A 25,323-nucleotide genomic window follows, 5' to 3' on the forward strand; every position below is an offset into this window, starting at 1 on the left:
GTGCTGCTCGTCAAGGCAGGTTCAGCCCTGCTGCGGCAGGAGCTTGGCGTCGTCCAGCAGTTCCTGGGCGTGGGCCCGGGCGGATTCGGAATCCTCCTGGCCGGCCAGCATCCGGGCCAGTTCCCGGACCCGTTCGGCCTCGTCCAGCAGCTGCACGTCGCTGGATGTGAAACCGGTCGCAGTGGCGCCGTCGGGGCCCCGCACGGAGGTCTTGATGACCCGGATGTGCTGGTCCGCGAAGGCGGCCACCTGCGGCAGGTGGGTGACCACGAGCACCTGGACGTGCCGGGCGAGCATCGCGAGCCGACGCCCGATCTCGACGGCGGCGCGGCCGCCCACGCCGGCGTCGACCTCGTCAAAGACGAAGGTGGGGACGGGGTCGACGGCGGCCAGCACCACTTCGATGGCCAACATCACACGCGAGAGCTCACCCCCCGAGGCACCCTTGCCGAGCGGACGGGCCGGGGCTCCGGAGTGCGGCTGGAGCAGGAAGGAGATCTCGTCGACGCCGAACGGACCCAGCTGCCCACCGGACTCCACGTTGATGATCAGGGTGGCATCGGCCATGGCCAGGGCCTTCAGCTCCGCGCTGACCCGGGCCGAGAGCTCCTTGGCGGCCTTCTTGCGCGCCTTGCTGATGTCCGCGGCTTGCTTCCGGAGCCCGGCCTCCGCGCGGGCCACCTCGGCGTCCAGCGCCTCGATCCGGGTGGAGTCGTCCTGCAGCTCCTCGAACCGGGCCCGCGCATCCTCGGCCCAGACCAGCACCTCGTCGATGCTCGGCGCGTATTTGCGCACGAGCTTCGCCAGCGCCGCCCGCCGGTCCTCGATCTCGGCGAGCCGCTCCGGGCCCTCGGTATCGAGCGCGGCCTGGTAGCTGGCGAGCTCCGCCGCGATGTCGTTGAGCAGGAAGCCGACCTCGGCCAGCCGCGCCGCCGCGGACCCCAGCTCCTCATCGTGGCCTGCGACGTGTTCCAGGGTGCGCTTGGCGGCGTCCACCAGCGTCGTCGCATCGGCGTCCTCCCCGAAGTCTTCCGAGATGAGCGCCTGGTGAGCCGTCGTGGCCGCGATCCGCAGTTCCTCGACATTCGCGAGCTTGACGGCTTCGGCCTTGAGGGACTCATCCTCCCCCGGTTGCGGGTCGACGGCGTCGATCTCGGCCAGGGCTGCCTCGAGCGATTCCGCCTCGCGCAGGCGTTCGCGGGCGGCGCCGCGGAGCGTGTCCAGCTCGGCCTGGATTGCCTTCCAGTGCGAGTGCAGTTCCTGGTAGCCGGCCAGGCTTCCGGCCAGGCTCTCCCCCGCGAACTTGTCCAGGGCGCTGCGCTGCGCCACGGGGCTCTTGAGCCGGATCTGCTCGGACTGTCCGTGGACGACGACGAGCGTTGCGCCGATTTCGGCGAGGACGCCCACGGGCGCGGCGCGTCCGCCAAGGAACGCCCGGCTGCGGCCGTCAGCGCCGACGCTGCGGGCGAGCAGCAACTCCGCACCGCCGTCGAACTCCTCGATCTCAGCCCCCGCCTCACGGGCCCGCGCGATGGCGGCGTGCCCGGCGTCGAGCTTCAGCACGGCCTCGGCGGAAGCACTTTTCGCGCCGCTGCGCACGGCGCCGGCGTCGGACCTCGCCCCGAGCAGCAGCCCGACGGCGGTGACCACCATGGTCTTGCCTGCGCCCGTTTCACCGGTCACCACGCTCAGGCCCGGGCCCAGCGGCAGGGTGGCGTCGGTAATAACTCCCAGGTCGCGGATTCTCAGTTCTTCAAGCATGGTTCACTTCGCAGTCGATGGATCGGTTATCTGGCCGGGACCTGCGTGCCGCGGTGCCAGCGGCGTGGCCGGCCTGAGGGTGTGGACAACCGGCATCGGTCCGGTCGGGATGGTTCCGGTCTGTGGCACGGGTCCGCGCCAGCCCTGGATCGGCAGCTCGAACTTGCGGACCAGCCGCCCCGAGAAGGGGGTCTGGTGGGTGCGCGCCAGCCGCACGGGCGTGGCGGACCGGGTTACTTCCACACGGGCCCCCGGCGGCAGGTCCACGGAACGGCGTCCGTCGCACCAGAGCACCCCGCGGGCGTCGGTGCGGTTCAGGATCTCGACGGCGAGCCGGGACCGGGGGGACACCACGAGCGGCTTGGCGAACAGCGCGTGTGCACTGATCGGCACGATCAGCAGGGCCTCGACCTCGGGCCAGACCACCGGGCCGCCAGCGGAGAAGGCATAGGCTGTGGACCCGGTGGGGGTGGCGAGGACGACGCCGTCGCAGCCGAAGGAGGTGAGGGGGCGTTCGTCGACTTCGGTGACCACCTCAAGCATCCGTTCGCGGTTGCCCTTTTCGATTGCGGCCTCGTTCAGCGCCCAGGTGTGCCAGATCTTCTGCCCGCGGACCCAGACCTGGACGTCGATCGTCATCCGCTCTTCCACGGTGTATTGGCGGCTGGCGATCCACTCGACGGTCTGTGCCAGGTCCGCACGCTCACTTTCGGCCAGGAACCCTACGTGGCCGAGGTTGACGCCCAGCAGCGGGACGTCGACTTCCCGCACGAGCTCGGCCGCCCGCAGGATCGTGCCGTCCCCGCCGAGCACCATAACCAGTTCGACGTCCGGGAGTCTGACGTGGTGGTGGAGGACCTCGACTGGCTGGTCGAGCCGCCCGAAAAAGCGGACCATGTCACCGAGTTCGGATTTCTGCATCACCGGAACGATGCCGGACGCGTGGAGCTGCGCGCACGCTTCCCAGGCCGCTGTGAGGGATTCCTCGCGCCCTGTGTGGGCAAGGATGAGGACACGCCTGCTCATCAGGTTCCGCCTTCTAGTGCTTCTAGTGCTCTGGCCAGATTATTCCGAGTAACGCCGCCACGGCTGCGTCACGCTCCTCGATCTTAGGCAGGTCTGTTCCAATCCCGCGCTTTATCCACAGAAAGTACTCGACGTTTCCGTCCTGGCCGGGCAGGGGGCTGCTGGCGAGGCCCTTCAATTCCAGGCCGCTGTCCATGGCCTCCGCCGCGACCTTGCCCACCGCCATCCGGCGCTCCCGTTCCGAGGTGACCACGCCGGTGCGCCCCAGCCGGTCCTTGCCGATCTCGAACTGCGGCTTGACCATCAGGACGAGGTCGCCGCCCGGCTCGGTGCACGCCGCGAGCGACGCCATGACCAGGGTCAGCGAGATGAAGGACAGGTCCGCCACGGTCAGCGCGGCCGGGCCGCCGATCTCGGCCGCCGTCATGTACCGGACGTTGAGGCCTTCGTGGACGGAAACCCGGGGATCGGTCCGGATCTGCGGAACGAGCTGGTCGTGGCCGACATCCACGGCGACGACGTGCCCGGCCCCGCGCCGGAGCAGCACATCGGTGAATCCCCCGGTGGAGGCGCCGGCGTCCAGGCATCGCTTGCCTTGGACCTCGACGTCGGGAAAGGCGTCCAGCGCGCCGGCCAGCTTGTGGCCCGCGCGGCTGACATAGCTGTCCTCACCGGAGGCCTGGACATCCAGGACGGTGTCGTCCTGCACCTGGAGGGAGGCCTTTGCGAGCACTTCGCCCCCGGAGCTGACCTTGCCCTCGGCGATGAGGCGTGCGGCATGGGTGCGGGACCTCGCCAATCCCCGGCTGACAAGTGTCTGGTCAAGCCTGGTCATGGTGCGGCGTCCCCATCGGGTTGATCTGTCCTGCCACGTCCTCATTCAGGGCTGCCAGCAGGTCATCGTGCAGCGCTGCATACGTCTCGCCGTGCCCGGACACCGGCGTCGAGGGCAGCGCCCCAAGACGATCCAGCAGGGCGGCCACGGCCGCGTCCGGGATCCCGTTATCGGTCCCGTCGGTCCCGCTTTGGGAAGCCTGGGCCCGCTTCGGGGGAAGCGCCGGCCACGCGACCGCCGCTTCCGGTTCCGGTGCTTGAACTGCTTGGTTCGGCTCGGTCATGGTCTCCAGTCTAGTGATTCGGTCAGTCCTGGTGGTCCAGCCATTGAAGGACCGGCGCCAGTGCAATCGTGGTTTCGGGGTTCGCGGCCCACCACGCCGAACAGGCGGCCCGCCAGGAGTCCAGGTCGGCGGGATCCCCGCTGATCCGGACTGACTGTCCCTGCACGACGGCGGAGGCGGCACCGCAGCGGTACCGTCCGGCGTCGTGCTCCACTACGGGGTAGGGCCGGTACAGATCCGTCAGGTCACGGATGATGTAACCCGGGCGCTCCAAAGTCCGGGCGGCAAGGATCGATTCCCGCGTGTCCACTCCCGTCAGCACCGCTACAGTGGCGAATCCGGCGTTGTTGCCACCGAGGATGTCGGTATCCAGCCGGTCGCCGACGACGAGCGGCCGGTCTGCTGCCAGCCGTTTTGCGGCGGCGTGGAACAGGGGCGCCTGGGGCTTGCCCGCGACGAGGGGCGTTTTGCCGGTGGCGGCGGCAACGGCCGCCACAAGGGCGCCGTTGCCGGGGGCGAAGCCGCGGACCTGGGGAATGGTCATGTCCGTGTTGGTGGCCATCCACAGGGCGCCGCCCGCGACGACGTACGACGCTTCCGCGAGGTCCTTCCACCCGATTTCCGGGCTGAATCCCTGCACGACGGCGACGGGTCCCTGCTCCGCACTGTGGACCGGAACCAGGCCGACGAGTTCAATCTCGTACGCCAGCGCGGCGCTGCCGGTGATGAGCACATGTGCCCCGGCAGGCAGCAGCGAGGCGAGGAGTTCGGCCGCGGCCTGCGAGGAACTCACCACCTGCTGGTCCTCGGCGGGGGCTCCGAGCTCGCGCAGGTGCTGAGCCACCTCTGCGGGCGAACGGGACGCGTTATTGGTGACGTAGCCCAGTCCGACGCCGATTCCGGCAAGCCTGCGCAAGGACTCCACAGCTCCTGGGATGGCGTGGGGTCCTGCATAGACCACACCATCGAGGTCAGCGAGCAGCGCATCGAACATGGAGATCAGGCCGGTTCCCATGCGTTTAGTCCTCGACGCGTTCCGGCTGGGCCGGGTCCGCGTCATGGGAGTCGGCGTCGGCGTCGGGGAGTTCTCCGGGAAGTATCTCAGAGTGGTCCAGGGCGTCCTGCTCCACGGAGTCTTCATCTGACTCTGCGTCGTCGGATTCCCAGAAGTCCGATTCGGCATCGTCGGAACCTTCGTCGAGCGAGGTGACTCCGGACCCGGCAGGGGAGGCTTCCGGGAGCCCGGCTACGGCTTCGGCGCCGGCGCCGGCGGCACGCGGCGCCTGCTGTTCCGCTGCTGCTTCGGCGGCCTGCTGGGCGCGGAGCCGGCGCTGCTGTTCTTCTTCCCGGGCCTCCTCTTCCTCGTCCCAGCCGAGGTCGATGATGTCCGGCTCCTCCGAGACATCGATGCCGAGGGCGTTTTCGGCGACGCCGGCCTGGCGCTGCCACTTTCCGGCTTCGGCGGCGCGGCCGGCTGCCGTCAGGGCGTCCGCGTAGGCCCGGAACAGCCGGGGGCTATAGGAGAAGGCCCGGTTGATGTCCAGCTGCGGGATCTCCAGCTCGACGACTGCGGCATCGAGCTGGCCCAGATCGGTGCGGGCGCCGGCGGCGACGATGGCCAGTTCGACCTTGCCGGGGGCGTCGAGGTCCTTGGCTTCTTCGGAGCGCGCCATGTCCAGGGCACGGTCCGGGCGGCCAAGTCCACGCTCGCAGTCCGCCATGACCGGCAGGTGCATGTTCGAGCCGCTGATCCGCCGGTAAGTGCGGAATTCGCGCAGGGCCTCACCATAGTGCCCGGCGGCATAGGCCGTCAGACCGACAGCTTCACGGACAGCCGCAAGACGGCCGCCACGGCGGCTGGCAGCGAGGGCATGCTGGAAGGCAAGCTCGGGCTCTTCGTCAATCAGGCGCCCGGCCATGACGAGGTGGCGCGCAACCCATTCGGCGCTGTTGTCTTCAAGGGTCTTGATCTGGTGTTGCGTGGCGCGGTCCAGTTCCTTGCCCGTGACGTCCTCATCGATCTGGGGGGAACGCTCACGGTCGGGGCGGTTGGCGCTGCGGAGATCGCGGGCGTTCGGTACGCGCACCGGGCGGTCTTCGGCGCGGTCACGGGCAAACGAGCGGGGGCCGGAGTCTCCCCGGTCGAAGCTCCTGACAGGACGATCCTCGCGGTTGCCGAAGGGCTTGCGGTTGTCACCGCTGCCGCCGAACGGCTTACGGTCACGATCCCCAGCGCCGAAGCTGCGGCGCTCTCCACCCTCACGCGGAGCACGATCGCCAAACGGCTTACGGTCACGATCCCCACCGCCGAACGGTTTACGGTCACGATCCCCACCGCCGAAGCTGCGGCGCTCTCCACCCTCACGCGGGGCACGATCGCCAAACGGCTTACGGTCACCGCCACCGCTGAACGGCTTACGGTCACCGCCACCGCTGAACGGCTTACGGTCACGATCCCCACCGCCGAAGCTGCGGCGTTCCCCACCCTCACGCGGAGCACGATCACCAGCGCCAAACGGTTTACGGTCACGATCACCAGCGCCAAACGGTTTACGGTCACCGCCACCGCTGAACGGTTTACGGTCACCGCCACCGCTGAACGGCTTACGATCACGATCCCCACCGCCGAAGCTGCGGCGCTCCCCACCCTCACGCGGAGCACGATCACCAAACGGCTTACGATCACCTTCGCGCGCTGGGCGATCACCAAACGGCTTACGATCACGGTCGTTGTAGGACGGTCGCGCTCCCTCGGAGCCTTTGTCCTCCCTGGCGCGGAAACCGCGCGGGTCACCGCCGGAATTGTTGGTTCCGCGGAAACCGCCGCCTCCCGAGTTACGGCCCCCACCGAAGTTGCCGCGGTCTTTTCCGCCGCGATTGCCGTCGTTGTGCTCAGCCATGCTGGATTCCTCCTGTAGTGAGCCGACCACTGGCGCAATCGCAGCCGCTCTGTTCCGTGTTTCGTTTCCTACGCAACCCGAAAATCAAGCGCTTCGAAGTCCGTACATCTCATCCAATTCTAGGCGAGTCCCCCCGCGACCGACTAACGGCTCGGGCCCTTTCGGTGGTCCCGGTGGCAAGTCTCACAGCCGAAGTCCAGCATAGGCATTTCGTCGAGGGCGGCCACAACGGGAGTTCCCTCAGGTTCCCCGGATTCCCGGGGTGACGCTCCGTCACCTGTTTTTCGACCAACCGGCGGGGTGTGAAGGGGCGTCGGGCTCTGGCTGGCGGGATGCGGGGGATGGGGGCAATGTTTCCTATGTGGATTTCGGGGTTAAATGCGGGAGAGCCCCAACCGTGTGGTTGGGGCTCTCGACCGTGTTAATGGTTGTCCGGCGGTGTCCTACTCTCCCACACCCTCCCGGGTGCAGTACCATCGGCGCTGTGGGTCTTAGCTTCCGGGTTCGGAATGGGACCGGGCGTTTCCCCCACGCTATGACCGCCGTAACCCTTGCTCCGCACCTGGCACCCTGGTGGGTGTGGTGGGAAATCTGTGGTTACAACCTGTCCGCTGCATGTGTGTGCAGTGGTGGTGTTGTTGTGTTGTGGTGGTGTTCCCTGGTGCAACGTGCCCGTGGTGCGGGTTTGTTGTTTGGGAACCACATAGTGGACGCAAGCAGTCTTGTTTCTTTGTACTCTCTTCATGGTGTGAGCGTCTTTTGAATCCGTTCACGAAGAGAGTGTGTGGTGTAAGTTATCGGCCTATTAGTACCGGTCAGCTTCAACAGTCTTTAGTCCTGTCTTCCACGTCCGGCCTATCAACCCAGTGGTCTGGCTGGGGGCCTCTCACACACAAGGTGTATGGAAATCTCATCTCGAAGCGAGCTTCCCGCTTAGATGCTTTCAGCGGTTATCCCATCCGAACGTAGCTAATCAGCGGTGCACTTGGCAGTACAACTGACACACCAGAGGTTCGTCCGTCCCGGTCCTCTCGTACTAAGGACAGCCCTTCTCAAATTTCCTGCGCGCGCAGCGGATAGGGACCGAACTGTCTCACGACGTTCTAAACCCAGCTCGCGTACCGCTTTAATGGGCGAACAGCCCAACCCTTGGGACCTACTCCAGCCCCAGGATGCGACGAGCCGACATCGAGGTGCCAAACCATGCCGTCGATATGGACTCTTGGGCAAGATCAGCCTGTTATCCCCGAGGTACCTTTTATCCGTTGAGCGACGGCCATTCCACAATGTACCGCCGGATCACTAGTCCCGACTTTCGTCCCTGCTCGAGATGTCTCTCTCACAGTCAAGCTCCCTTGTGCACTTACACTCGACACCTGATTGCCAACCAGGCTGAGGGAACCTTTGGGCGCCTCCGTTACTTTTTAGGAGGCAACCGCCCCAGTTAAACTACCCATCAGGCACTGTCCCTGACCCGGATTACGGGCCGAAGTTAGATGTCCAAAGTGACCAGAGTGGTATTTCAACGATGACTCCACCCGGACTGGCGTCCGGGCTTCCACGTCTCCCACCTATCCTACACAAGCCACTCCGAACACCAATACCAAACTATAGTAAAGGTCTCGGGGTCTTTCCGTCCTGCTGCGCGTAACGAGCATCTTTACTCGTACTGCAATTTCGCCGAGTTTATGGTTGAGACAGCGGGGAAGTCGTTACTCCATTCGTGCAGGTCGGAACTTACCCGACAAGGAATTTCGCTACCTTAGGATGGTTATAGTTACCACCGCCGTTTACTGGGGCTTGAATTCTCAGCTTCGCCTTGCGGCTAACCGGTCCTCTTAACCTTCCAGCACCGGGCAGGAGTCAGTCCGTATACATCGTCTTGCGACTTCGCACGGACCTGTGTTTTTAGTAAACAGTCGCTTCCCCCTGGTCTCTGCGGCCCCTGCACGCTCCGGACAGCTTGTGTCCATCACGCTGGGGGCCCCCCTTCTCCCGAAGTTACGGGGGCATTTTGCCGAGTTCCTTAACCATAATTCTCTCGATCGCCTTAGTATTCTCTACCTGATCACCTGTGTCGGTTTGGGGTACGGGCGGCTAAAACCTCGCGTCGATGCTTTTCTCGGCAGCATAGGATCACCGGATCCCCCCGTGAGGGGGTCCCATCGGGTCTCAGGCATCATGAACGGCGGATTTGCCTACCGTTCGCCCTACATCCTTAGACCGGGGCAACCATCGCCCGGCCCGGCTACCTTCCTGCGTCACACCTGTTAATACGCTTGCCTCCCAGGATCAGGTCCCGCGCTCCACCAAAACCCTCACACCACAAGGGCGGTCGGGCAGGTCTCGGGCGGTTAGTATCCCCTGTTCAGCATGGGCGGTTTTTCGCCGGTACGGGAATATCAACCCGTTGTCCATCGACTACGCCTGTCGGCCTCGCCTTAGGTCCCGACTTACCCAGGGCAGATTAGCTTGACCCTGGAACCCTTGATCATTCGGCGGACGGGTTTCTCACCCGTCTTTCGCTACTCATGCCTGCATTCTCACTCGTGTAGGCTCCACCGCTGGTTTACACCGCGACTTCACTGCCCACACGACGCTCCCCTACCACTCCAGACACCTGAACCACGAAGGCTAGGCACTTGTCTGAAATCCACAACTTCGGCGGTGTACTTGAGCCCCGCTACATTGTCGGCGCGGAATCACTTGACCAGTGAGCTATTACGCACTCTTTTAAGGATGGCTGCTTCTAAGCCAACCTCCTGGTTGTCTTCGCAACTCCACATCCTTTCCCACTTAGCACACGCTTAGGGGCCTTAGTTGGTGGTCTGGGCTGTTTCCCTCTCGACTATGAAGCTTATCCCCCACAGTCTCACTGCTGCGCTCTCACTTACCGGCATTCGGAGTTTGGCTGACGTCAGTAACCTTGTAGGGCCCATTAGCCATCCAGTAGCTCTACCTCCGGTAAGAAACACGCAACGCTGCACCTAAATGCATTTCGGGGAGAACCAGCTATCACGAAGTTTGATTGGCCTTTCACCCCTACCCACAGCTCATCCCCTCCATTTTCAACTGAAGTGGGTTCGGTCCTCCACGACGTCTTACCGTCGCTTCAACCTGGCCATGGGTAGATCACTTCGCTTCGGGTCTAGATCACGCCACTGCAACGCCCTGTTCAGACTCGCTTTCGCTACGGCTTCCCCACACGGGTTAACCTCGCGACGTAACACTAACTCGCAGGCTCATTCTTCAAAAGGCACGCCGTCACCAGAATCAGACTGGCTCCGACGGATTGTAAGCACACGGTTTCAGGTACTGTTTCACTCCCCTCCCGGGGTACTTTTCACCTTTCCCTCACGGTACTGGTCCGCTATCGGTCATTAGGGAGTATTTAGGCTTATCAGGTGGTCCTGACAGATTCACACGGGATTTCTCGGGCCCCGTGCTACTTGGGATACTCTCCAGGCGGTATGACAACATTTCGGTTACGGGGCTCACACCCTCTCTGGCCGGCCTTTCAAGACCGTTCACCTATGCCCACACTTCGCACCTCACCAGTCCGGCAGAACTGGTACGGAAAGTCCCACAACCCCGACCATGCAACGCCCGCCGGCTATCACACATGGAACGGTTTAGCCTGATCCGCGTTCGCTCGCCACTACTGACGGAATCACTATTGTTTTCTCTTCCTGCGGGTACTGAGATGTTTCACTTCCCCGCGTTCCCTCCACACACCCTATGTGTTCAGATGCGGGTCACCAGGCAGCTCGCGCCCCTGGCGGGGTTTCCCCATTCGGACACCCTGGGATCACAGTCCGGTTATCGACTCCCCCAGGCTTATCGCAGATTCCTACGTCCTTCTTCGGCTCCTAATGCCAAGGCATCCACCGTGTGCTCTTAAAAACTTGACCACAAAAGATCAAAAACGCTATTTTCGAGAGAACCACGGAAACCACACCGCCACCAGCCACACCCCCGAAGAGGCACAACCACGCAACGGCACAGATCCAGGTTCATATTCTTGGAAATTGCTTCTTATAAAAGATGCTCGCGTCCACTATGTAGTTCTCAAACAACAACCCCGTACCACACACCCCACACACCAGCCCCGCCAAAGCAGGAACCGGAACCGTGTGATCGGTGCAGCCAGGAAACCAGAAACAAACAAACCCACACCACACCCCGCCCGCCCCCACAAGGGAACAAACAGACATGCGGCATGGCCCTGTTGCCTCAGGACCCAACAGTGTGCCAAACACTACCCGGCGGACCATCCCGGCGAGCGTTCCAGGACAGGACACCCCGAAGGGAACCCGTCCGTACTAGCTGCCGGCCTGTGCCGCCAGGCACCTATCTGCTGATATTCCACCCGTGAGCACCCGCCGCAGAACAATCGCCTGCGCAACGGGCCTACTCCTGACAACCCCTGAACACCCGCATACACGGGGCACGGAAAGTTGTAGGTGCTCCTTAGAAAGGAGGTGATCCAGCCGCACCTTCCGGTACGGCTACCTTGTTACGACTTAGTCCCAATCGCCAGTCCCACCTTCGACAGCTCCCTCCCACAAGGGGTTAGGCCACCGGCTTCGGGTGTTACCAACTTTCGTGACTTGACGGGCGGTGTGTACAAGGCCCGGGAACGTATTCACCGCAGCGTTGCTGATCTGCGATTACTAGCGACTCCGACTTCATGGGGTCGAGTTGCAGACCCCAATCCGAACTGAGACCGGCTTTTTGGGATTAGCTCCACCTCACAGTATCGCAACCCTTTGTACCGGCCATTGTAGCATGCGTGAAGCCCAAGACATAAGGGGCATGATGATTTGACGTCGTCCCCACCTTCCTCCGAGTTGACCCCGGCAGTCTCCTATGAGTCCCCGCCATCACGCGCTGGCAACATAGAACGAGGGTTGCGCTCGTTGCGGGACTTAACCCAACATCTCACGACACGAGCTGACGACAACCATGCACCACCTGTGAACCGGCCGCAAGCGGGGCACCTGTCTCCAGATGTTTCCAGTCCATGTCAAGCCTTGGTAAGGTTCTTCGCGTTGCATCGAATTAATCCGCATGCTCCGCCGCTTGTGCGGGCCCCCGTCAATTCCTTTGAGTTTTAGCCTTGCGGCCGTACTCCCCAGGCGGGGCACTTAATGCGTTAGCTACGGTACGGAGAACGTGGAATGTCCCCCACACCTAGTGCCCAACGTTTACGGCATGGACTACCAGGGTATCTAATCCTGTTCGCTCCCCATGCTTTCGCTCCTCAGCGTCAGTTAATGCCCAGAGACCTGCCTTCGCCATCGGTGTTCCTCCTGATATCTGCGCATTTCACCGCTACACCAGGAATTCCAGTCTCCCCTACATCACTCTAGTCTGCCCGTACCCACCGCAGATCCGGAGTTGAGCCCCGGACTTTCACGGCAGACGCGACAAACCGCCTACGAGCTCTTTACGCCCAATAATTCCGGATAACGCTTGCGCCCTACGTATTACCGCGGCTGCTGGCACGTAGTTAGCCGGCGCTTCTTCTGCAGGTACCGTCACTTTCGCTTCTTCCCTACTGAAAGAGGTTTACAACCCGAAGGCCGTCATCCCTCACGCGGCGTCGCTGCATCAGGCTTGCGCCCATTGTGCAATATTCCCCACTGCTGCCTCCCGTAGGAGTCTGGGCCGTGTCTCAGTCCCAGTGTGGCCGGTCACCCTCTCAGGCCGGCTACCCGTCGTCGCCTTGGTGAGCCATTACCTCACCAACAAGCTGATAGGCCGCGAGTCCATCCAAAACCACAATAAAGCTTTCCACCCCCCACCATGCGATGAGGAGTCATATCCGGTATTAGACCCAGTTTCCCAGGCTTATCCCAGAGTTAAGGGCAGGTTACTCACGTGTTACTCACCCGTTCGCCACTAATCCCCCCACAAGTGAGGTTCATCGTTCGACTTGCATGTGTTAAGCACGCCGCCAGCGTTCATCCTGAGCCAGGATCAAACTCTCCGTTGAAGTAAAACAAAAACAGACACAACCAACAGGCCCACGGGAAAACGCGGACCCAGGCTGCACAAAATTTGAAACCAGCTGTAAAAACCAGACCACACCACGGGGTGGCGGATCCAGTCAATTCAACCAATCCAATACAATAAATTGGTATCAACAAACTTGGCACACTATTGAGTTCTCAAACAACAGACACATTCGAAATACTTACCGAAACAATTCATTTCATAATTTCAATGAATTCTTTTGTTTCGCTTTCCTTCGCTGCGATGTTTACAGTTTATTTCATTCATTTCCACTTTGCAAATCCGGGATATTCTTCCGAATTTCACCTGATGGAATGAATCCCCCCAGCAAAATATGAAGCAAATTTTCATTTCAGCGCCTGGCGCATGAAGAATTGCTTCTGTTTTGTCGGGGGTTTGTCACCACTCAGCGGCGGCGACTCAGAAAACATTACACGCTCCTCCCCCACCGGGCAAATCGGCCGGGAAGGAGCGTGCGGATGATGATCCAGGACACGGATCAGGACTGGGAAACTTCCACAGTCGCCAGGTTCTTCTTGCCGCGGCGCAGCAGGAGATACCGGCCGTGCAGCAGCTGGCCGGGCGCGATAACGGCGTCGGGATCGGAGACCTTCGCATTGTTGACGTAGGCCCCACCCTCCCCTACGGTGCGGCGGGCTGCCGATTTGCTCTCGGACAGGCCGGAGGCCACCAGCAGGTCGATGATTCCCAGGGCGCCGGCATCGACGCTCGCGGAGGGCAGTTCGGAGGTCGCGGCCTTCAGGGTCGCCTCGTCGAGCACGCTGAGATCGCCATTGCCGAACAATGCGGCCGACGCCGCAATGACCTTCTCGGTGGCATCCGTGCCGTGGACCAGTGAAGTCACTTCATAGGCGAGCTTCCGCTGGCCCTCGCGGGCGAAGGGACGCTCGGCGACGGACACCTCCAGGGCCTCGATCTCCGCCCGGCTCAGGAAGGTGAAGACCTTGAGGCGGGCCGCGACGTCGTCGTCCGCCGTGTTGAGCCAGAACTGGTAAAAGGCGTAGGGGCTGCACATCTCCGGATCCAGCCAGATCGCGTTGCCTTCACTCTTGCCGAATTTGGTGCCGTCGGAGTTGGTGATGAGGGGCGTGCCCAGGGCATGGACGTGCTTGCCCTCGACCTTGCGGATGAGTTCGGTGCCGCTGGTCAGGTTGCCCCACTGGTCCGAGCCGCCGGTCTGCAGCACGCAGTCGTAGTCGCGGAAGAGCTGGAGGTAGTCCATGCCCTGCAGGATCTGGTAGCTGAACTCCGTGTAGCTGATACCCTCGTCGGAGCCAAGGCGGGAGGCGACGGCATCCTTGCGCAGCATGGTGCCGACACGGAAATGCTTTCCGATCTCGCGGAGGAAGTCGATGGCGCTCAGCGGCGCGGTCCAGTCCAGGTTGTTGACCATCCGTGCGGCGTTGTCGCCCTCGAAGCTCAGGAAGCGACGGACCTGGGCCTGCAGATACCCCACCCACTCTGAAACCGTGTCCTTGGTGTTGAGGGTGCGCTCCGCCGTGGGACGGGGATCACCGATCAGCCCGGTGGAACCTCCGACCAGACCGAGCGGATTGTGGCCCGCCAGCTGGATCCGGCGCATCAGGAGCAACTGGACCAGGTTGCCCAGGTGCAGGCTCGGCGCGGTGGGGTCAAAGCCGCAGTAGTAGGTCACGGGATCACCGGCGAGCAGTTTTTCCAGCTCCGCCTCATCCGTGGAGACGTGGACAAGGCCGCGCCATTTCAGCTCCTGCCAGACATTGGCGAAGCTGGGGTCATTCTGCTGGGACTCGAGATTATTTAGCTGGGACACGGAATCTAAGGTAGCAGGATCGGGCCAACGCAGCGCAGATGGCCAGCGCAGGTGACAGGATTTACCGCAGGCGCGCGCCTCAGTCTTCTATGCCAGCCGGAACGTCCGCGGCGGCGATGAGCCTCAACCGCTGGGTGGGCCGCGTCATCGCCACATACAGGTCCCCGACGCGGCCATGCTCATGGTTGAGCATCGCCGTCGGCTCAAGCACCACGACGCCGTCGAACTCCAGGCCCTTCGCCTCGCGGGGGCTGATCACGACGATGTCCTGCACGTAGCTGCCGGCGCCGGTGCCGACGCGGCGTCCGTAGACGGCGCGCAGCGCCTTGGCCGCTTCCGGAAGAAGGTCGCCGTCGGCAATCACGGCCAGGAGCCCCCCTTCCAGGGCAGCCAGCTCCTCCGGCAGGACCTCAACGAGCTTGCTGACGACACGGCCGGGCTCCACTCGGTCGATGATCGGGGACCAGCGGCCCTCCCGGACGGCCTTGGGCGCGGAGACAACCAGTCCGGCCGCGTTGGCCATACGCGCGGCGGCCTCGGCGATCTGGGATGGCGTGCGGTAGTTGACCGTGAGTTCCTCAAGCTGCCAGCGGTCCCCGAACATCGGGGCCAGAGCGCTCTGCCAGGAATTGGCCCCGGCCACCGAACTCGTCTGCGCGATATCCCCCACGATGGTGAAAGACTTCAGCGGACAGCGGCGGACCAGGAGCCGCCACTGCATCGGCGAGAGTTCCTGGGCCTCGTCCACCACGATGTGCCCGAAGGCCCAGGTGCGGTCGGTCGTGGCACGCTCCGCGGCGGTCAGGCGGGACACACGTTCCTGGTTCTGGTCCACCAGGTCCTCGGCAGAAATGAGGACATCCACGCCGGCGGTTTCCATATTGACCAGGGTCTGCTTGGCGTTGGCGAGGTCGCGGGCTCGGTCGCTTTCCTGCTGCGCCAGGCCCCGCCCGGCAGCGGCGTCGAGCTCGCCGAGCAGTTCGGCGGCTTCATCGAGCAGCGGCACATCGGCGTCTGTCCACGGCGAATCGGCCGGCCGCAGCAGCAGGGCGCGCTCGGCCGCGGTGAGGTCCGGCGTGCAGGCCTCCAGGATCGCCGGCTTGCTCAGGAGCTCCCCCACGAGCTTTTCCGGCGTCATCGGCATCCAGCACAGGTTCAGCGCAATCCGGACGTCCCGGGCGGAGCGGACGTCCTCGGCCAGATAGGAACGGTCGGCGTTGTTGCCGATGCTGCCGGCCTCGACAAGTTCGGTCATCTGCTCGGTAAGTTCGCGCAGCAGGATCTTGACGAACGGGACGCGGGCCTCGTTGTGCGGCTTTCCGGTGGCGCGCGCCCTGTCCCGGGCCCGGCGGACCTGCCGCGGCGTCAGGACCAGTTTGCGTCCGTCCACTTCAAGGATCCGGTTCCCGGCAGGGATGCGCTGGCGGTTGGCGACGGCGTTTGCCACCACGTCCGCCATCTCCAGCCGGCCCTTGATCGCCGCAACGGCGGATTCGGGCTCCTCGACGGCGTGGATGCCGGGCATCAGGCGGCCCAGGCTCGCCATCACAACACCGGTCTCGCCGAGGGAGGGCAGCACACGTTCGATGTACTTCATGAACGACGACGTCGGGCCCACCAGCAGGACGCCGGCCGTCTTGAGGCGGTCCCGGTGGGTGTACAGCAGATAGGCGGCGCGGTGCAGGGCGACGGCGGTCTTGCCGGTGCCGGGTCCGCCCTGGACCACGAGTGCCCCGGAAATGGAGGAGCGGATGATCCGGTCCTGCTCGGACTGGATGGTGCCGACAATGTCGGACATCCGCCCGGTCCGCTTGGAGTTCAGTGCCGCCAGCAGTGCGCCTTCGCCCTGGAGCGAGTCGTTGTCGGCGAGCAGGTCGGCGTCGAGCACGTCGTCCTCGATCGCCTTGACCTCGCGGCCCTGCAGGATGAGATGCCGGCGGCGGCGCACGCCCTGCCGGTCGAATGCCGTGGCTTGGTAGAAGTGCCCGGCCTCGGGCGCCCGCCAGTCCACCATGAGCCGCTGGAGGTCCTCCGTGGTCAGGCCAATGCGCCCGATGTACTGGGCCTCCCCCGAGTCGAGGTCCAGGCGGCCGAAGACGAGGCGGTCGTCGACGGCGTCGAGCTGGGCGAGGCGGTCCTCATACAAGGCCGCGAAGGCATCGCGTTCGGAGACATTCTGCATGGTGCCGACCGCGCCGGCCCGCCGCACCTGGGCCAGCTGGGCGCGCTTTTCCGCCCGCAACTCATCGAGCCGGGCATAGAGGCCGGCCACATAGTCGCGTTCATGGGCCAAATCAGCGTCGTGCATCGAACGTTTCCCCTATCGAAAAAGACAGACCGTCCATTCTACAGCCATTTCGGTGAACGCATCTGAAACATGTCAGGCATTGTTTTTCAGGCATTGTACCGATACAGATGGAATGGTCCGGCTAAAGGCGCAGCAGGGAGTGGACCCTGTGTCCGCTCAAGGCCTCACGGCCCCGCAGTTCATCGAGCTCCAGGACGGCTCCCACACCGGCAATCCGGACCCCGCACCGTTCGAACAGCCGGACGGCTGCGCCGAGCGTGCCGCCGGTGGCGAGCACATCGTCGAGGATCAGGACCCGGCTGCCCGGCGCCAGATCGGTGGTGTGCAGCTCGACCGTGGCCGTGCCGTATTCCAGCGCGTAGTCCTCGGAGACCACTTCGCGTGGCAGCTTGCCCGCCTTGCGGACGGTGATGACGCCGGTATCCGTGGCGTACGCCGCGGCGGCCGCAAGCAGGAAGCCGCGGGCTTCCACTCCGGCGACGGCGTCGAACTGGCCCTTGAACGGAGCCACGAGGGCATCGACGACGGCCTTCAAGGCGGTCCCGTCGGCGAACACGGGGGTCAGATCCTTGAAGCTGATTCCCGGTTTGGGATAGTCCGGGACGGTGGCGCACAGGCTGTTGATCAGCTCATCCACCGTTGCGGTTCTGTTGATCGGGTCCATAGCGCTTTGATTCACCCATCTACCTTACGGGCTGCCGCCAAATCTTCCGGCCATTCCGTGGCCCGCCGCTGACGGCCCACCCCGGGCCGGACGCCAGCCGGGCACTGGCCCGGCTGGCGCCCGGGTGCCGCCCTGCCGTCACCCAATGTTCACCGCCGCAGCAACCGATTCGCGGCTCCCGTCCACTCCGGCGGTGATTAGATGCTGCCATGCGACACGAAATTGCCTTATCCGGACACGGCATCAGCCTGGTCCCGCTGTCCCCGGACCATGCCGCGGGGCTGTTTGACTTTGTTGATCCGGGCATGTGGGCCGGTATGGCCGCCGCGATGCCCACTACTCCGGACGAGCTCGCGGCCCTGTTCCGGTCGAGGCTGGAGGATCCCGCCAATATCCCCTTCGCCGTGACCGACCAGCGCACCGGGGCACTGCTCGGCACGACGTCCCTCTGCGATTACGTCCCCGCCCAGCAGCGCCTGGAGATCGGCGGCACCTTCTACGGGCGGCAGTTCTGGGGCAGCCACGTCAACCCGGCCAGCAAGAACATGCTCCTCGCCCATGCCTTCGACGCCCTGGCGGTCCGTCGGGTGGCTTTCCGATGCGATGCCAGGAATACGCGGAGCGCGGCGGCGATCGAACGGCTCGGCGCGCAATTCGAGGGAGTCCTCCGCGGTCATCGGGTCGCACCCGGCGGGGGCCGTTCGGACACGGCGGTGTTCTCTATCCTGAGCGGTGAGTGGCCCCGGGTGAGGGAATTGCTGGCACGGCGGTTGGCTCCATTCGCCGTGGCGGAAGACTACGCGGTCCGCACCTTCGCCGCCTCGTAGCGCGGCGTGGCCGGATCGCCGGTCAGCCGGGACCGCCGTCGCCGGCTCTGGAGAACAGCTACGTTTTGCCTATGGAGGCCCGGCATCGTCGGGCGGCACAGCGGGCTGCCGCAGGAGTTCATTCGTGAGCCCGTAGCTGACGACGTCGAGCGCTTTCCTGAGGGCGTGCTCCGCATCGAACCTGCTGGCCGCTACGCTGCTCAATCGGGAGTAGTCATCTGCCCATTCGGAACGGCGGAACCTGTCAGCATCGCCATGCAACAGCCGTCCATACAAAACGTCCTCGAAAAGGTCTGGTCCATCATCCTGGGCCAGTCCGGACAACAGCCGACGACGCCCCTGCACCATCTCGGCGGTGAACAGCCTCGCCACTTCTTCCGTCCCCTCCGCCACCTTGCGGTCCACCCGGAAGTTGCAGAGGCGGAGCGCCCTCACCACCAGCTTGAGCGACACATGTTCATCACGAACAATGAATTTACGCAACAGGGCCGCACGGAAGAGCTCTACCCAATGCCTGCGCTCCCCCTCGACGGAGTCGGGAGGGAGCGCGGCTCCGTCCGGTTTGAACAGTTCGACCATCCGGAAGTACTCGGTGGCCAGGCTTTCAAAAATCCGGAGCCTTTCCAGTTCACTGCTTGGCTTCCCGCGTTTACCTTCGCCCATAAGGCTTCATCATGCCCCCACTGCAGTCGCTACGGAATCGGACTGCAGCCTCAGCTACGCGGTCCGCACCTTCGCCGCCTTGTAGCGGGACACCGTCGGATCCCCGGTCAGCCAGAACCGCCAGGGGTAGTCGCCCGTGCCGCCGTCCCCGGAGACGCCGACCCGCGGCCCTGAGCTGACGGCGGCAGGCGGAACGGCCGGCAGCTCCAGCCGGAACGGCGCGCCGAGCGCGTCCCGTCCGCTGTCCGCCGTCGTGAGTCCGAGGACACTGGCGAGCCGGGCGGGTCCGCTCGCGAGGTCCTTGGCGGATTTCGACGTCGGACGCCTGGCCAGTGCCAGCTCCTGCCCGGCGATGACCTCGCCGGCCCGCAGCAGCAGGGCCGATGCCACGCCCGCCGGACCACAGACGATGTTGGCGCAGTGGTGCATTCCGTAGCTGAAGTACACGTACAGATGGCCGGCGGGGCCGAACATCGGCGCATTGCGGGCCGTCGCGCCGCGGAAGGTGTGGGATCCGGGATCAGGGTGCAGCGAGTCATGCGGCCCAAGATAGGCCTCCACCTCGGTGATCCGCACCGACACCGTGCCTTCCGGCCCCTCGTGAGTCAACACGGCGCCGAGCAGCAGCGGCGCCACCTGCCGCGCATCCCGGGAAAGCAGCTCCCGCAGCGGCGCGCTCCCGTCGGGCCCCGGGGGCACGGCTGGCTGGCCGCCCGGCCGGGGGTGCGGCAGCGGGCCTGCTGGAAGCGGGCGCGAACTCATGCTCCGACTTTAACAAAGCTGGCCTGGCGGGGCACCATCCCCGCCACGGCCGTGTCCGATTTCCGCTAGCAGTGGCACCGGCAAGCTGAGAGGATGAAGCCATGGACTTCTGGCAGCGCTACCGGGCGATCGATGCCCGGGACACCCGTTTCGACGGGCAGTTCTACACGGCTGTCCGGACCACCGGCATCTACTGCCGGCCCTCCTGCCCGGCCCGGACCCCCAAGGCGGGCAACGTCACGTTCTACGAGACCTCCGCCGCCGCCCACGACGCCGGGTACCGGGCCTGCAAACGCTGCCTTCCGGAGGCCGTGCCGGGCACCCCGGCGTGGAACATCCGATCGGACATCGCCGGGCGGGCCATGCGGCTCATCAATGACGGGGTCATCAACCGCGACGGCGTGGAAGGGCTCGCCTCCCGGCTCGGCTATTCCTCCCGCCAGCTCAACCGGATCCTCAGCCACGAACTCGGCGCCGGCCCGCTGTCCCTGGCACGGGCCAGCCGCGCCCAGACCGCCCGCACCCTGCTGGTCTCCACCTCCCTGAAGGTAGCCGACGTCGCCTTCGCCGCTGGCTTCAGCAGCGTGCGCCAGTTCAACGAGACCATCGGCGAGGTGTTCGCTATGACACCCTCGGCGCTGCGGGCCACGGCCCGCCACCGGGCGCCTGCGGCTTCCACGGCGCTGACGCTGAACCTGCCGTACCGGGAGCCGTTCGATCCGGGCGTGTTCGATTTCCTCGCGGTCCGTGCCATCCCGGGGATCGAGACCGGGAGCTCCACGTCCTATGCCCGGACCCTGCGGCTGGCCCACGGCGATGCCCGCTTCGTGGTGGAGTACGACGCCGCCGCGCCCGGGCGCCCGCTGGTACTGACGGTCGGTGCCGTGGATTTGCGGGACCTCGCCGCCCTGCTCAGCAGGGTCCGCCGGCTGCTGGACCTCGATTCCGATCCGGTCGCGATCGACGGCGCCCTCGCGGCTGATCCCCGGCTAACGGCCAGCGTGGCACGGACGCCCGGCATCCGGATGCCGGGCGCGGTGGACCCGCAGGAGCTGCTGATCCGGGCGATGATCGGGCAGCAGATCACCGTGGCGGCCGCCCGCACCGCCCTGGTCCAGCTTTCCGCGGCCGGAAGCGAAAGCCTGGTGCCGGCCGGCGGGCTGCACCGGCTGTTTCCCACGGCGGGACAGATCGCGGAGACGGGCTTCGAACTGTTGCGGGGCCCGCAGCGCCGGATCGACTCCATCCGCGCGGCCGCCGCGGCGATGGCCTCGGGGGACCTCGGTTTCGGCTATGGTGACGACCTTCCAGGGCTGCAGGCCAGGCTCCTGCCCCTGGCCGGCGTCGGGCCGTGGACGGTGGGGTATGTGGCGATGCGGGTCATCGGCGCCCCGGACGTCTTCCTCGGCAACGACGCGGCGGTGCGGAACGGCATCCGCTCACTGCTGCCCAAGGCTGCTGACGGGCCCGACGGCGCGGCCGCCGACAACACCACACTTGACCCGACGGTCCTGGCCCCGGATTTCCGCGGGGTGAGCCCCTGGCGCTCCTACGCCACCATGCACCTGTGGCGCGCGGCAGCGCAGGCCGCAGCGCGGAAACAGACCCCCTCGACGAAGGAAGCGAAGAAATGAAAGCCCAGCTGTTGACCATGTCCACCCCTGACGGCCCGTTCACCATCATTGCCAGGGACGGCGCCGTGCTTGCCTCCGGCTGGACCGCGGTTCCCAGCGAACTCACCGGCCAGATCCACGCCGAGCTGCTGCCCGCGGAATACGAGCCCGTCCTGGGGCTCGGAACCATTTCCGCGGCCGTCGAGGAGTTCTACGCCGGAAATCCGGCCCCGGCCATGGGAGTGCCGGTGCTGCAGAAATCCGGCCCCTTCCGCAGCCATGCCTGGGACATGCTCCGGACGGTGGCGCCGGGAAGCCCGGTGACGTACACGGAGTACGCGGAGCTCTCCGGGAACCCGAAAGCGGTCCGTGCTGCGGCCAGTGCCTGCGCGTTCAACGCGGCTGCCCTGTTTGTCCCGTGCCACCGGGTGATCCGCACCGACGGCACCCTGGGCGGCTTCCGCTGGGGGCTCGCCATCAAGGAGAGCCTGCTGGAGAGGGAACACGGACTGGCGCCGGCCCCGAAGTGAGTTAACCGCCGCGGGATGACACTTCACGGCAGTGTTTTCTCTCGGCAGTTTTTTCGAAAAACATTTGTCGAAAGACGTTGCCGCGACATGTCATCCCGCGTGGATCGGAAAGAGTGACTACCCTGCGTACCCGCGCACGCCGGCAAGCTCGGCCTCGAGGGCCAGCAGCTGTCGCTCGACGGCGGCCGGTGCGGTGCCTCCCTGCGAGTTCCGGCTGTTGAGCGAGCCCTCGGTGGACAGGACGGTGCGGACTTCCGGCGTCAGGTGCTCCGAGATGGCGGCGTATTCCTCATCCGTCAGGTCCCAGAGCTCGACGCCGCGGCTTTCGGCCTGCTTGACCGCGGCACCGGAGAGCTCATGCGCCTCGCGGAACGGAACCCCCTGGCGGACGAGCCATTCGGCGATATCCGTGGCCAGCGCGAAGCCCTGCGGGGCGAGTGACTCCATCCGTGCGGTGTTGAACTTCAGCGTCGCGATCATGCCGGACACTGCCGGCAGCAGCACCTCGAGCGTGTCGGCGGCGTCGAAGACCGGTTCCTTGTCCTCCTGCAGATCGCGGTTGTACGCGAGCGGGAGGCCCTTGAGCGTGGCCAGGAGCCCGGTCAGATTGCCGATCAGCCGGCCTGCCTTCCCGCGCGCCAGCTCGGCCACGTCCGGGTTCTTCTTCTGCGGCATGATCGAGGAGCCGGTGGAGTAGGAATCGTGCAGGGTGACGAAGGAAAACTCCTTCGTGGCCCACAGGATGACCTCCTCCGAGACCCGGGACAGGTCCACGCCGATCATGGCCGTGATCCACGCGAACTCGGCGAAGACATCGCGGGAGGCGGTGCCGTCGATCGAGTTGTGCGTTGCCGAGAAGAAGCCCAGCTCCGCCGCCACCGCCTCCGGGTCCAGGCCCAGCGAGGAGCCCGCGAGGGCGCCGGAACCGTAGGGCGAAACTCCTGCGCGCTTGTCCCAGTCCTGGAAGCGCTGCACATCGCGCAGCAGCGCCCAGGCATGGGCCAGCAGGTGGTGGCTGAGCAGGACCGGCTGGGCGTGCTGGAGGTGCGTGCGGCCGGGCATGGCCACGCCGCGGTGCTCCTTGGCCTGGCCGATCAGCGCGTCGATGGTGGCGAGCACGCCGCGGGCAATGATCCGGGCGTGGTCGCGCAGGAACATCCGGCCGAGCGTGGCAACCTGGTCGTTGCGCGAGCGTCCGGCACGGAGCTTGCCGCCGAGCTGCGCGCCGGCCCGTTCAATCAGTCCGCGTTCCAGCGATCCGTGGACGTCCTCGTCGGACTCAGCGGGCGTGTACGCGCCGGAGGCGACATCCTCGTCCAGCCGGGTGAGGGCCGCGAGCATGCCTTCGAGCTCGGCGCCGTCCAGCAGACCGGCCTTGTGCAGCACGCGGGCATGCGCCTTGGAACCGGCGATATCGTAGCGGGCCAACCGCCAGTCAAAGTGCGTGGACTTGCTCAGGGCCGCGAGGGCGTCCGCGGGGCCGCCGGCGAACCGGCCGCCCCACAGCGCACCTTCGTTCGTTGCGGAGGCCATTACTTTCCTGCGACGCGGATATCGCGGCCGGAGGCAACCTTGGCAGACATGCCCCACAGCTCGATGAAGCCGCGGGCCATGGACTGGTCGAAGGTGTCACCGGTGTCGTAGGTGGCGAGGTCGAAGTCGTAGAGCGAGGTGTCGGAGCGGCGTCCGTTGACGATCGCCTGGCCGCCGTGCAGGACCATGCGGATGTCGCCGGTGACGTAGCGCTGGGTGTCCTCGATGAAGGCATCGAGGGAGCGCTTGAGCGGGGAGAACCACTGGCCGTCGTAGACCAGCTCTGCCCAGCGCTGGCCGACGGTCGCCTTGAAGCGGGCCTGCTCACGTTCGATCGTGATGTCCTCGAGGTGCTTGTGCGCCGTGATCAGCGCCATGGCGCCGGGGGCTTCGTAGATTTCGCGGGACTTGATGCCGACGAGGCGGTCCTCGACGACGTCGATCCGGCCGACGCCCTGGGCGCCGGCACGGCGGTTGAGTTCCTTGATGGCCTGCAGCGGGGTGACCCGGACGCCGTCGATCGCGACCGGGACGCCGGCTTCGAAGGAGATGGTGACCTCTTCCGGGGCCGGCGGGAATTCCGGGGTCGCGGTGTAGTCGTAGATGTCCTTGGTGGGGGCGTTCCAGATGTCCTCGAGGTAGCCGGTTTCGACGGCGCGGCCCCAGACGTTCTGGTCGATCGAGTACGGGTTCTTCTTGGTGGTCTCGATCGGCAGTCCCTTTTCCTCGGCGAAGGCGATGGCTTTGTCTCGGGTCAGGGCGAGGTCGCGGACCGGGGCGATGCACTTCAGGTCCGGGCCGAGGGTCTGGATGCCGACCTCGAAGCGGACCTGGTCGTTGCCCTTGCCGGTGCAGCCGTGGGCCACTGTGGTGGCGCCGAATTCGCGGGCGGCCTTGACCAGGTGCTTGACGATCACCGGTCGGGAGATCGCGGAAACCAGCGGGTAGTGGCCCTGGTAGAGGGCGTTGGCCTTCAGGGTGGGCATGCAGTACTCGTTGGCGAACTCGTCGCCCGCGTCGGCCACGTAGGCCTCGACGGCGCCGCAGCCCAGGGCGCGCTGCCGGATCGTCTCCAGCGATTCGCCGCCCTGTCCGACGTCGACCGCCACGGCGATGACCTCGGCGCCGGTGGCTTCACCGATCCAGCCGATGGCTACGGAAGTATCCAGGCCACCGGAGTATGCCAGCACAATACGCTCAGTCACTTCAAATGCTCCTTAGTTGTTTGGTTCTTGGTTTTCTTCAAGCTTATGGCCGGCTTCCTCGGCGAACTGCAGGAAGCGGGCCGCGACGGCGGCGCCGCCCAGCGGGTCCCGGGTGACCAGCAGCACGGTGTCGTCCCCGGCGATGCTGCCCAGGATGGACGGCATCACCGAGTGGTCGATCGCGAGCGCCAGGAAGTTTGCCGCGCCGGGCGGGGTCCGCAGCACCACGATGTTCGCCGAAGCTTCGGCGGTGACCAGCAGTTCCCCGCACAGCCGGGCGAGCCGGGCATCCAGGATTTCCTGGGTCACGCCGCTCTTGGCCGTGCGCTCCCCGCCCTCCCCCGGCACGGCGTACACCAGGACGCCGTCCTTGCCGCGGACCCGCACCGCACCGAGTTCCACCAGGTCCCGGGACAGCGTGGCCTGGGTGACCTGGACACCGTCGTCGGCCAGCAACGCGGCGAGCTCGGCCTGCGAGCGGACCGATTCGCCGGTCAGGATCGCGGTGATCCGCGCCAGCCGGGCCGTCTTGGTGGCCGGGCTCGCCCCCGGAGCGGCTGGCTGGACAGTCATTTTCGACGG

Annotated in this window: 18 protein-coding genes and 3 rRNA genes; 4 read left to right on the plus strand and 17 right to left on the minus strand. The window is 65.2% G+C overall.

Translation table 11 applies throughout. The annotated features are described in order from the left end of the window. Positions 1 to 21: 21 nt before the first annotated feature. Genes recN through E5206_RS19490 form a run of 6 tightly spaced genes read right to left on the minus strand, consistent with a single transcriptional unit; the run spans position 22 to position 5,824 of the window. Entirely contained in the window at positions 22 to 1,761 is a 1,740-nt protein-coding gene (recN, locus tag E5206_RS15845) for a DNA repair protein RecN (protein ID WP_136323324.1), read from the minus strand. Positions 1,762 to 1,764: 3 nt separating this feature from the next. Beyond that, a complete protein-coding gene (locus tag E5206_RS15850) occupies positions 1,765 to 2,787 on the minus strand; it encodes an NAD kinase (protein WP_136323325.1) in 1,023 nt (340 codons plus the stop codon). Between the two features lie 22 nt (positions 2,788 to 2,809). Beyond that, positions 2,810 to 3,622, minus strand: coding sequence for a TlyA family RNA methyltransferase (locus E5206_RS15855; protein ID WP_136323326.1), 813 nt, complete (start codon positions 3,620 to 3,622; stop codon positions 2,810 to 2,812). After that, positions 3,609 to 3,905 (minus strand): hypothetical protein, encoded by a 297-nt coding sequence (locus tag E5206_RS15860; RefSeq protein ID WP_205759948.1) that lies wholly within the window; start codon positions 3,903 to 3,905, stop codon positions 3,609 to 3,611. The genes E5206_RS15855 and E5206_RS15860 overlap by 14 nt, the downstream gene beginning before the upstream one ends. Positions 3,906 to 3,927: 22 nt before the next feature. After that, positions 3,928 to 4,920: an HAD-IIA family hydrolase gene (locus E5206_RS15865; RefSeq protein WP_136323327.1), complete on the minus strand. Its 993-nt coding sequence runs from the start codon at positions 4,918 to 4,920 to the stop codon at positions 3,928 to 3,930. Positions 4,921 to 4,924: 4 nt separating this feature from the next. Continuing rightward, positions 4,925 to 5,824: a hypothetical protein gene (locus E5206_RS19490; RefSeq protein ID WP_240689783.1), complete on the minus strand. Its 900-nt coding sequence runs from the start codon at positions 5,822 to 5,824 to the stop codon at positions 4,925 to 4,927. On the opposite strand from E5206_RS19490, the gene E5206_RS19495 reads away from it, so the two are divergent. Next, positions 5,777 to 6,823, plus strand: coding sequence for a hypothetical protein (locus E5206_RS19495; RefSeq protein ID WP_240689784.1), 1,047 nt, complete (start codon positions 5,777 to 5,779; stop codon positions 6,821 to 6,823). The genes E5206_RS19490 and E5206_RS19495 overlap by 48 nt on opposite strands. A 412-nt stretch (positions 6,824 to 7,235) precedes the next feature. On the opposite strand, the gene rrf is transcribed toward E5206_RS19495, so the two are convergent. The 6 genes from rrf to E5206_RS15900 form a co-directional block, all read right to left on the minus strand. Next, a 5S ribosomal RNA gene (gene rrf / locus E5206_RS15875) occupies positions 7,236 to 7,352 on the minus strand. 237 nt (positions 7,353 to 7,589) lie between these two features. Then, a 23S ribosomal RNA gene (locus E5206_RS15880) occupies positions 7,590 to 10,716 on the minus strand. A 563-nt stretch (positions 10,717 to 11,279) separates the two neighbouring features. Next, positions 11,280 to 12,803: ribosomal RNA gene (locus E5206_RS15885) — 16S ribosomal RNA — on the minus strand. Together the 16S, 23S and 5S rRNA genes form the textbook arrangement of a ribosomal RNA operon. A 519-nt stretch (positions 12,804 to 13,322) precedes the next feature. Then, complete coding sequence (tyrS, locus tag E5206_RS15890) at positions 13,323 to 14,636, minus strand: tyrosine--tRNA ligase (protein WP_136323329.1); 1,314 nt, start codon at positions 14,634 to 14,636, stop codon at positions 13,323 to 13,325. Between the two features lie 79 nt (positions 14,637 to 14,715). Next, a complete protein-coding gene (locus E5206_RS15895; RefSeq protein ID WP_136323330.1) occupies positions 14,716 to 16,944 on the minus strand; it encodes an AAA family ATPase in 2,229 nt (742 codons plus the stop codon). A 121-nt stretch (positions 16,945 to 17,065) separates the two neighbouring features. After that, entirely contained in the window at positions 17,066 to 17,608 is a 543-nt protein-coding gene (locus E5206_RS15900; protein ID WP_136324179.1) for an adenine phosphoribosyltransferase, read from the minus strand. Between the two features lie 209 nt (positions 17,609 to 17,817). On the opposite strand from E5206_RS15900, the gene E5206_RS15905 reads away from it, so the two are divergent. Next, on the plus strand, positions 17,818 to 18,435 hold the full coding sequence (locus tag E5206_RS15905; protein WP_136323331.1) for a GNAT family protein: 618 nt from the start codon (positions 17,818 to 17,820) through the stop codon (positions 18,433 to 18,435). 69 nt (positions 18,436 to 18,504) lie between these two features. Here the strand turns inward: E5206_RS15905 and E5206_RS15910 are convergent, their stop codons facing one another. Further along, entirely contained in the window at positions 18,505 to 19,098 is a 594-nt protein-coding gene (locus E5206_RS15910) for a hypothetical protein (protein ID WP_136323332.1), read from the minus strand. A gap of 54 nt (positions 19,099 to 19,152) precedes the next feature. After that, entirely contained in the window at positions 19,153 to 19,860 is a 708-nt protein-coding gene (locus E5206_RS15915) for a DNA-3-methyladenine glycosylase (RefSeq protein ID WP_136323333.1), read from the minus strand. Between the two features lie 101 nt (positions 19,861 to 19,961). Here E5206_RS15915 and E5206_RS15920 point away from each other — a divergent pair, with 101 nt between their 5' ends. Together E5206_RS15920 and E5206_RS15925 are read left to right on the plus strand one after the other, a co-directional pair. Beyond that, positions 19,962 to 21,494: an AlkA N-terminal domain-containing protein gene (locus E5206_RS15920; RefSeq protein ID WP_136323334.1), complete on the plus strand. Its 1,533-nt coding sequence runs from the start codon at positions 19,962 to 19,964 to the stop codon at positions 21,492 to 21,494. Then, positions 21,491 to 22,003: a methylated-DNA--[protein]-cysteine S-methyltransferase gene (locus E5206_RS15925; protein WP_136323335.1), complete on the plus strand. Its 513-nt coding sequence runs from the start codon at positions 21,491 to 21,493 to the stop codon at positions 22,001 to 22,003. The genes E5206_RS15920 and E5206_RS15925 overlap by 4 nt, the downstream gene beginning before the upstream one ends. A gap of 117 nt (positions 22,004 to 22,120) precedes the next feature. Here E5206_RS15925 and argH read toward each other — a convergent pair whose 3' ends face one another. From argH to E5206_RS15940, 3 genes are read right to left on the minus strand one after another with little or no spacing between them, the layout of a single operon-like run. Next, positions 22,121 to 23,536, minus strand: a complete 1,416-nt coding sequence (gene argH, locus E5206_RS15930; protein WP_136323336.1) for an argininosuccinate lyase — start codon at positions 23,534 to 23,536, stop codon at positions 22,121 to 22,123. Continuing rightward, positions 23,536 to 24,741 (minus strand): argininosuccinate synthase, encoded by a 1,206-nt coding sequence (locus E5206_RS15935; RefSeq protein ID WP_136323337.1) that lies wholly within the window; start codon positions 24,739 to 24,741, stop codon positions 23,536 to 23,538. The genes argH and E5206_RS15935 overlap by 1 nt, the downstream gene beginning before the upstream one ends. Before the next feature lie 12 nt (positions 24,742 to 24,753). Beyond that, positions 24,754 to 25,314 carry an arginine repressor gene (locus E5206_RS15940; protein WP_136323338.1) on the minus strand — a complete coding sequence of 187 codons (561 nt, stop codon included), beginning with the start codon at positions 25,312 to 25,314 and terminating at the stop codon, positions 24,754 to 24,756. Positions 25,315 to 25,323: the final 9 nt, after the last annotated feature.

Origin of the sequence: Arthrobacter sp. PAMC25564 (assembly GCF_004798705.1) — a bacterium.
Classification (GTDB): Bacteria; Actinomycetota; Actinomycetes; order Actinomycetales; family Micrococcaceae; genus Arthrobacter.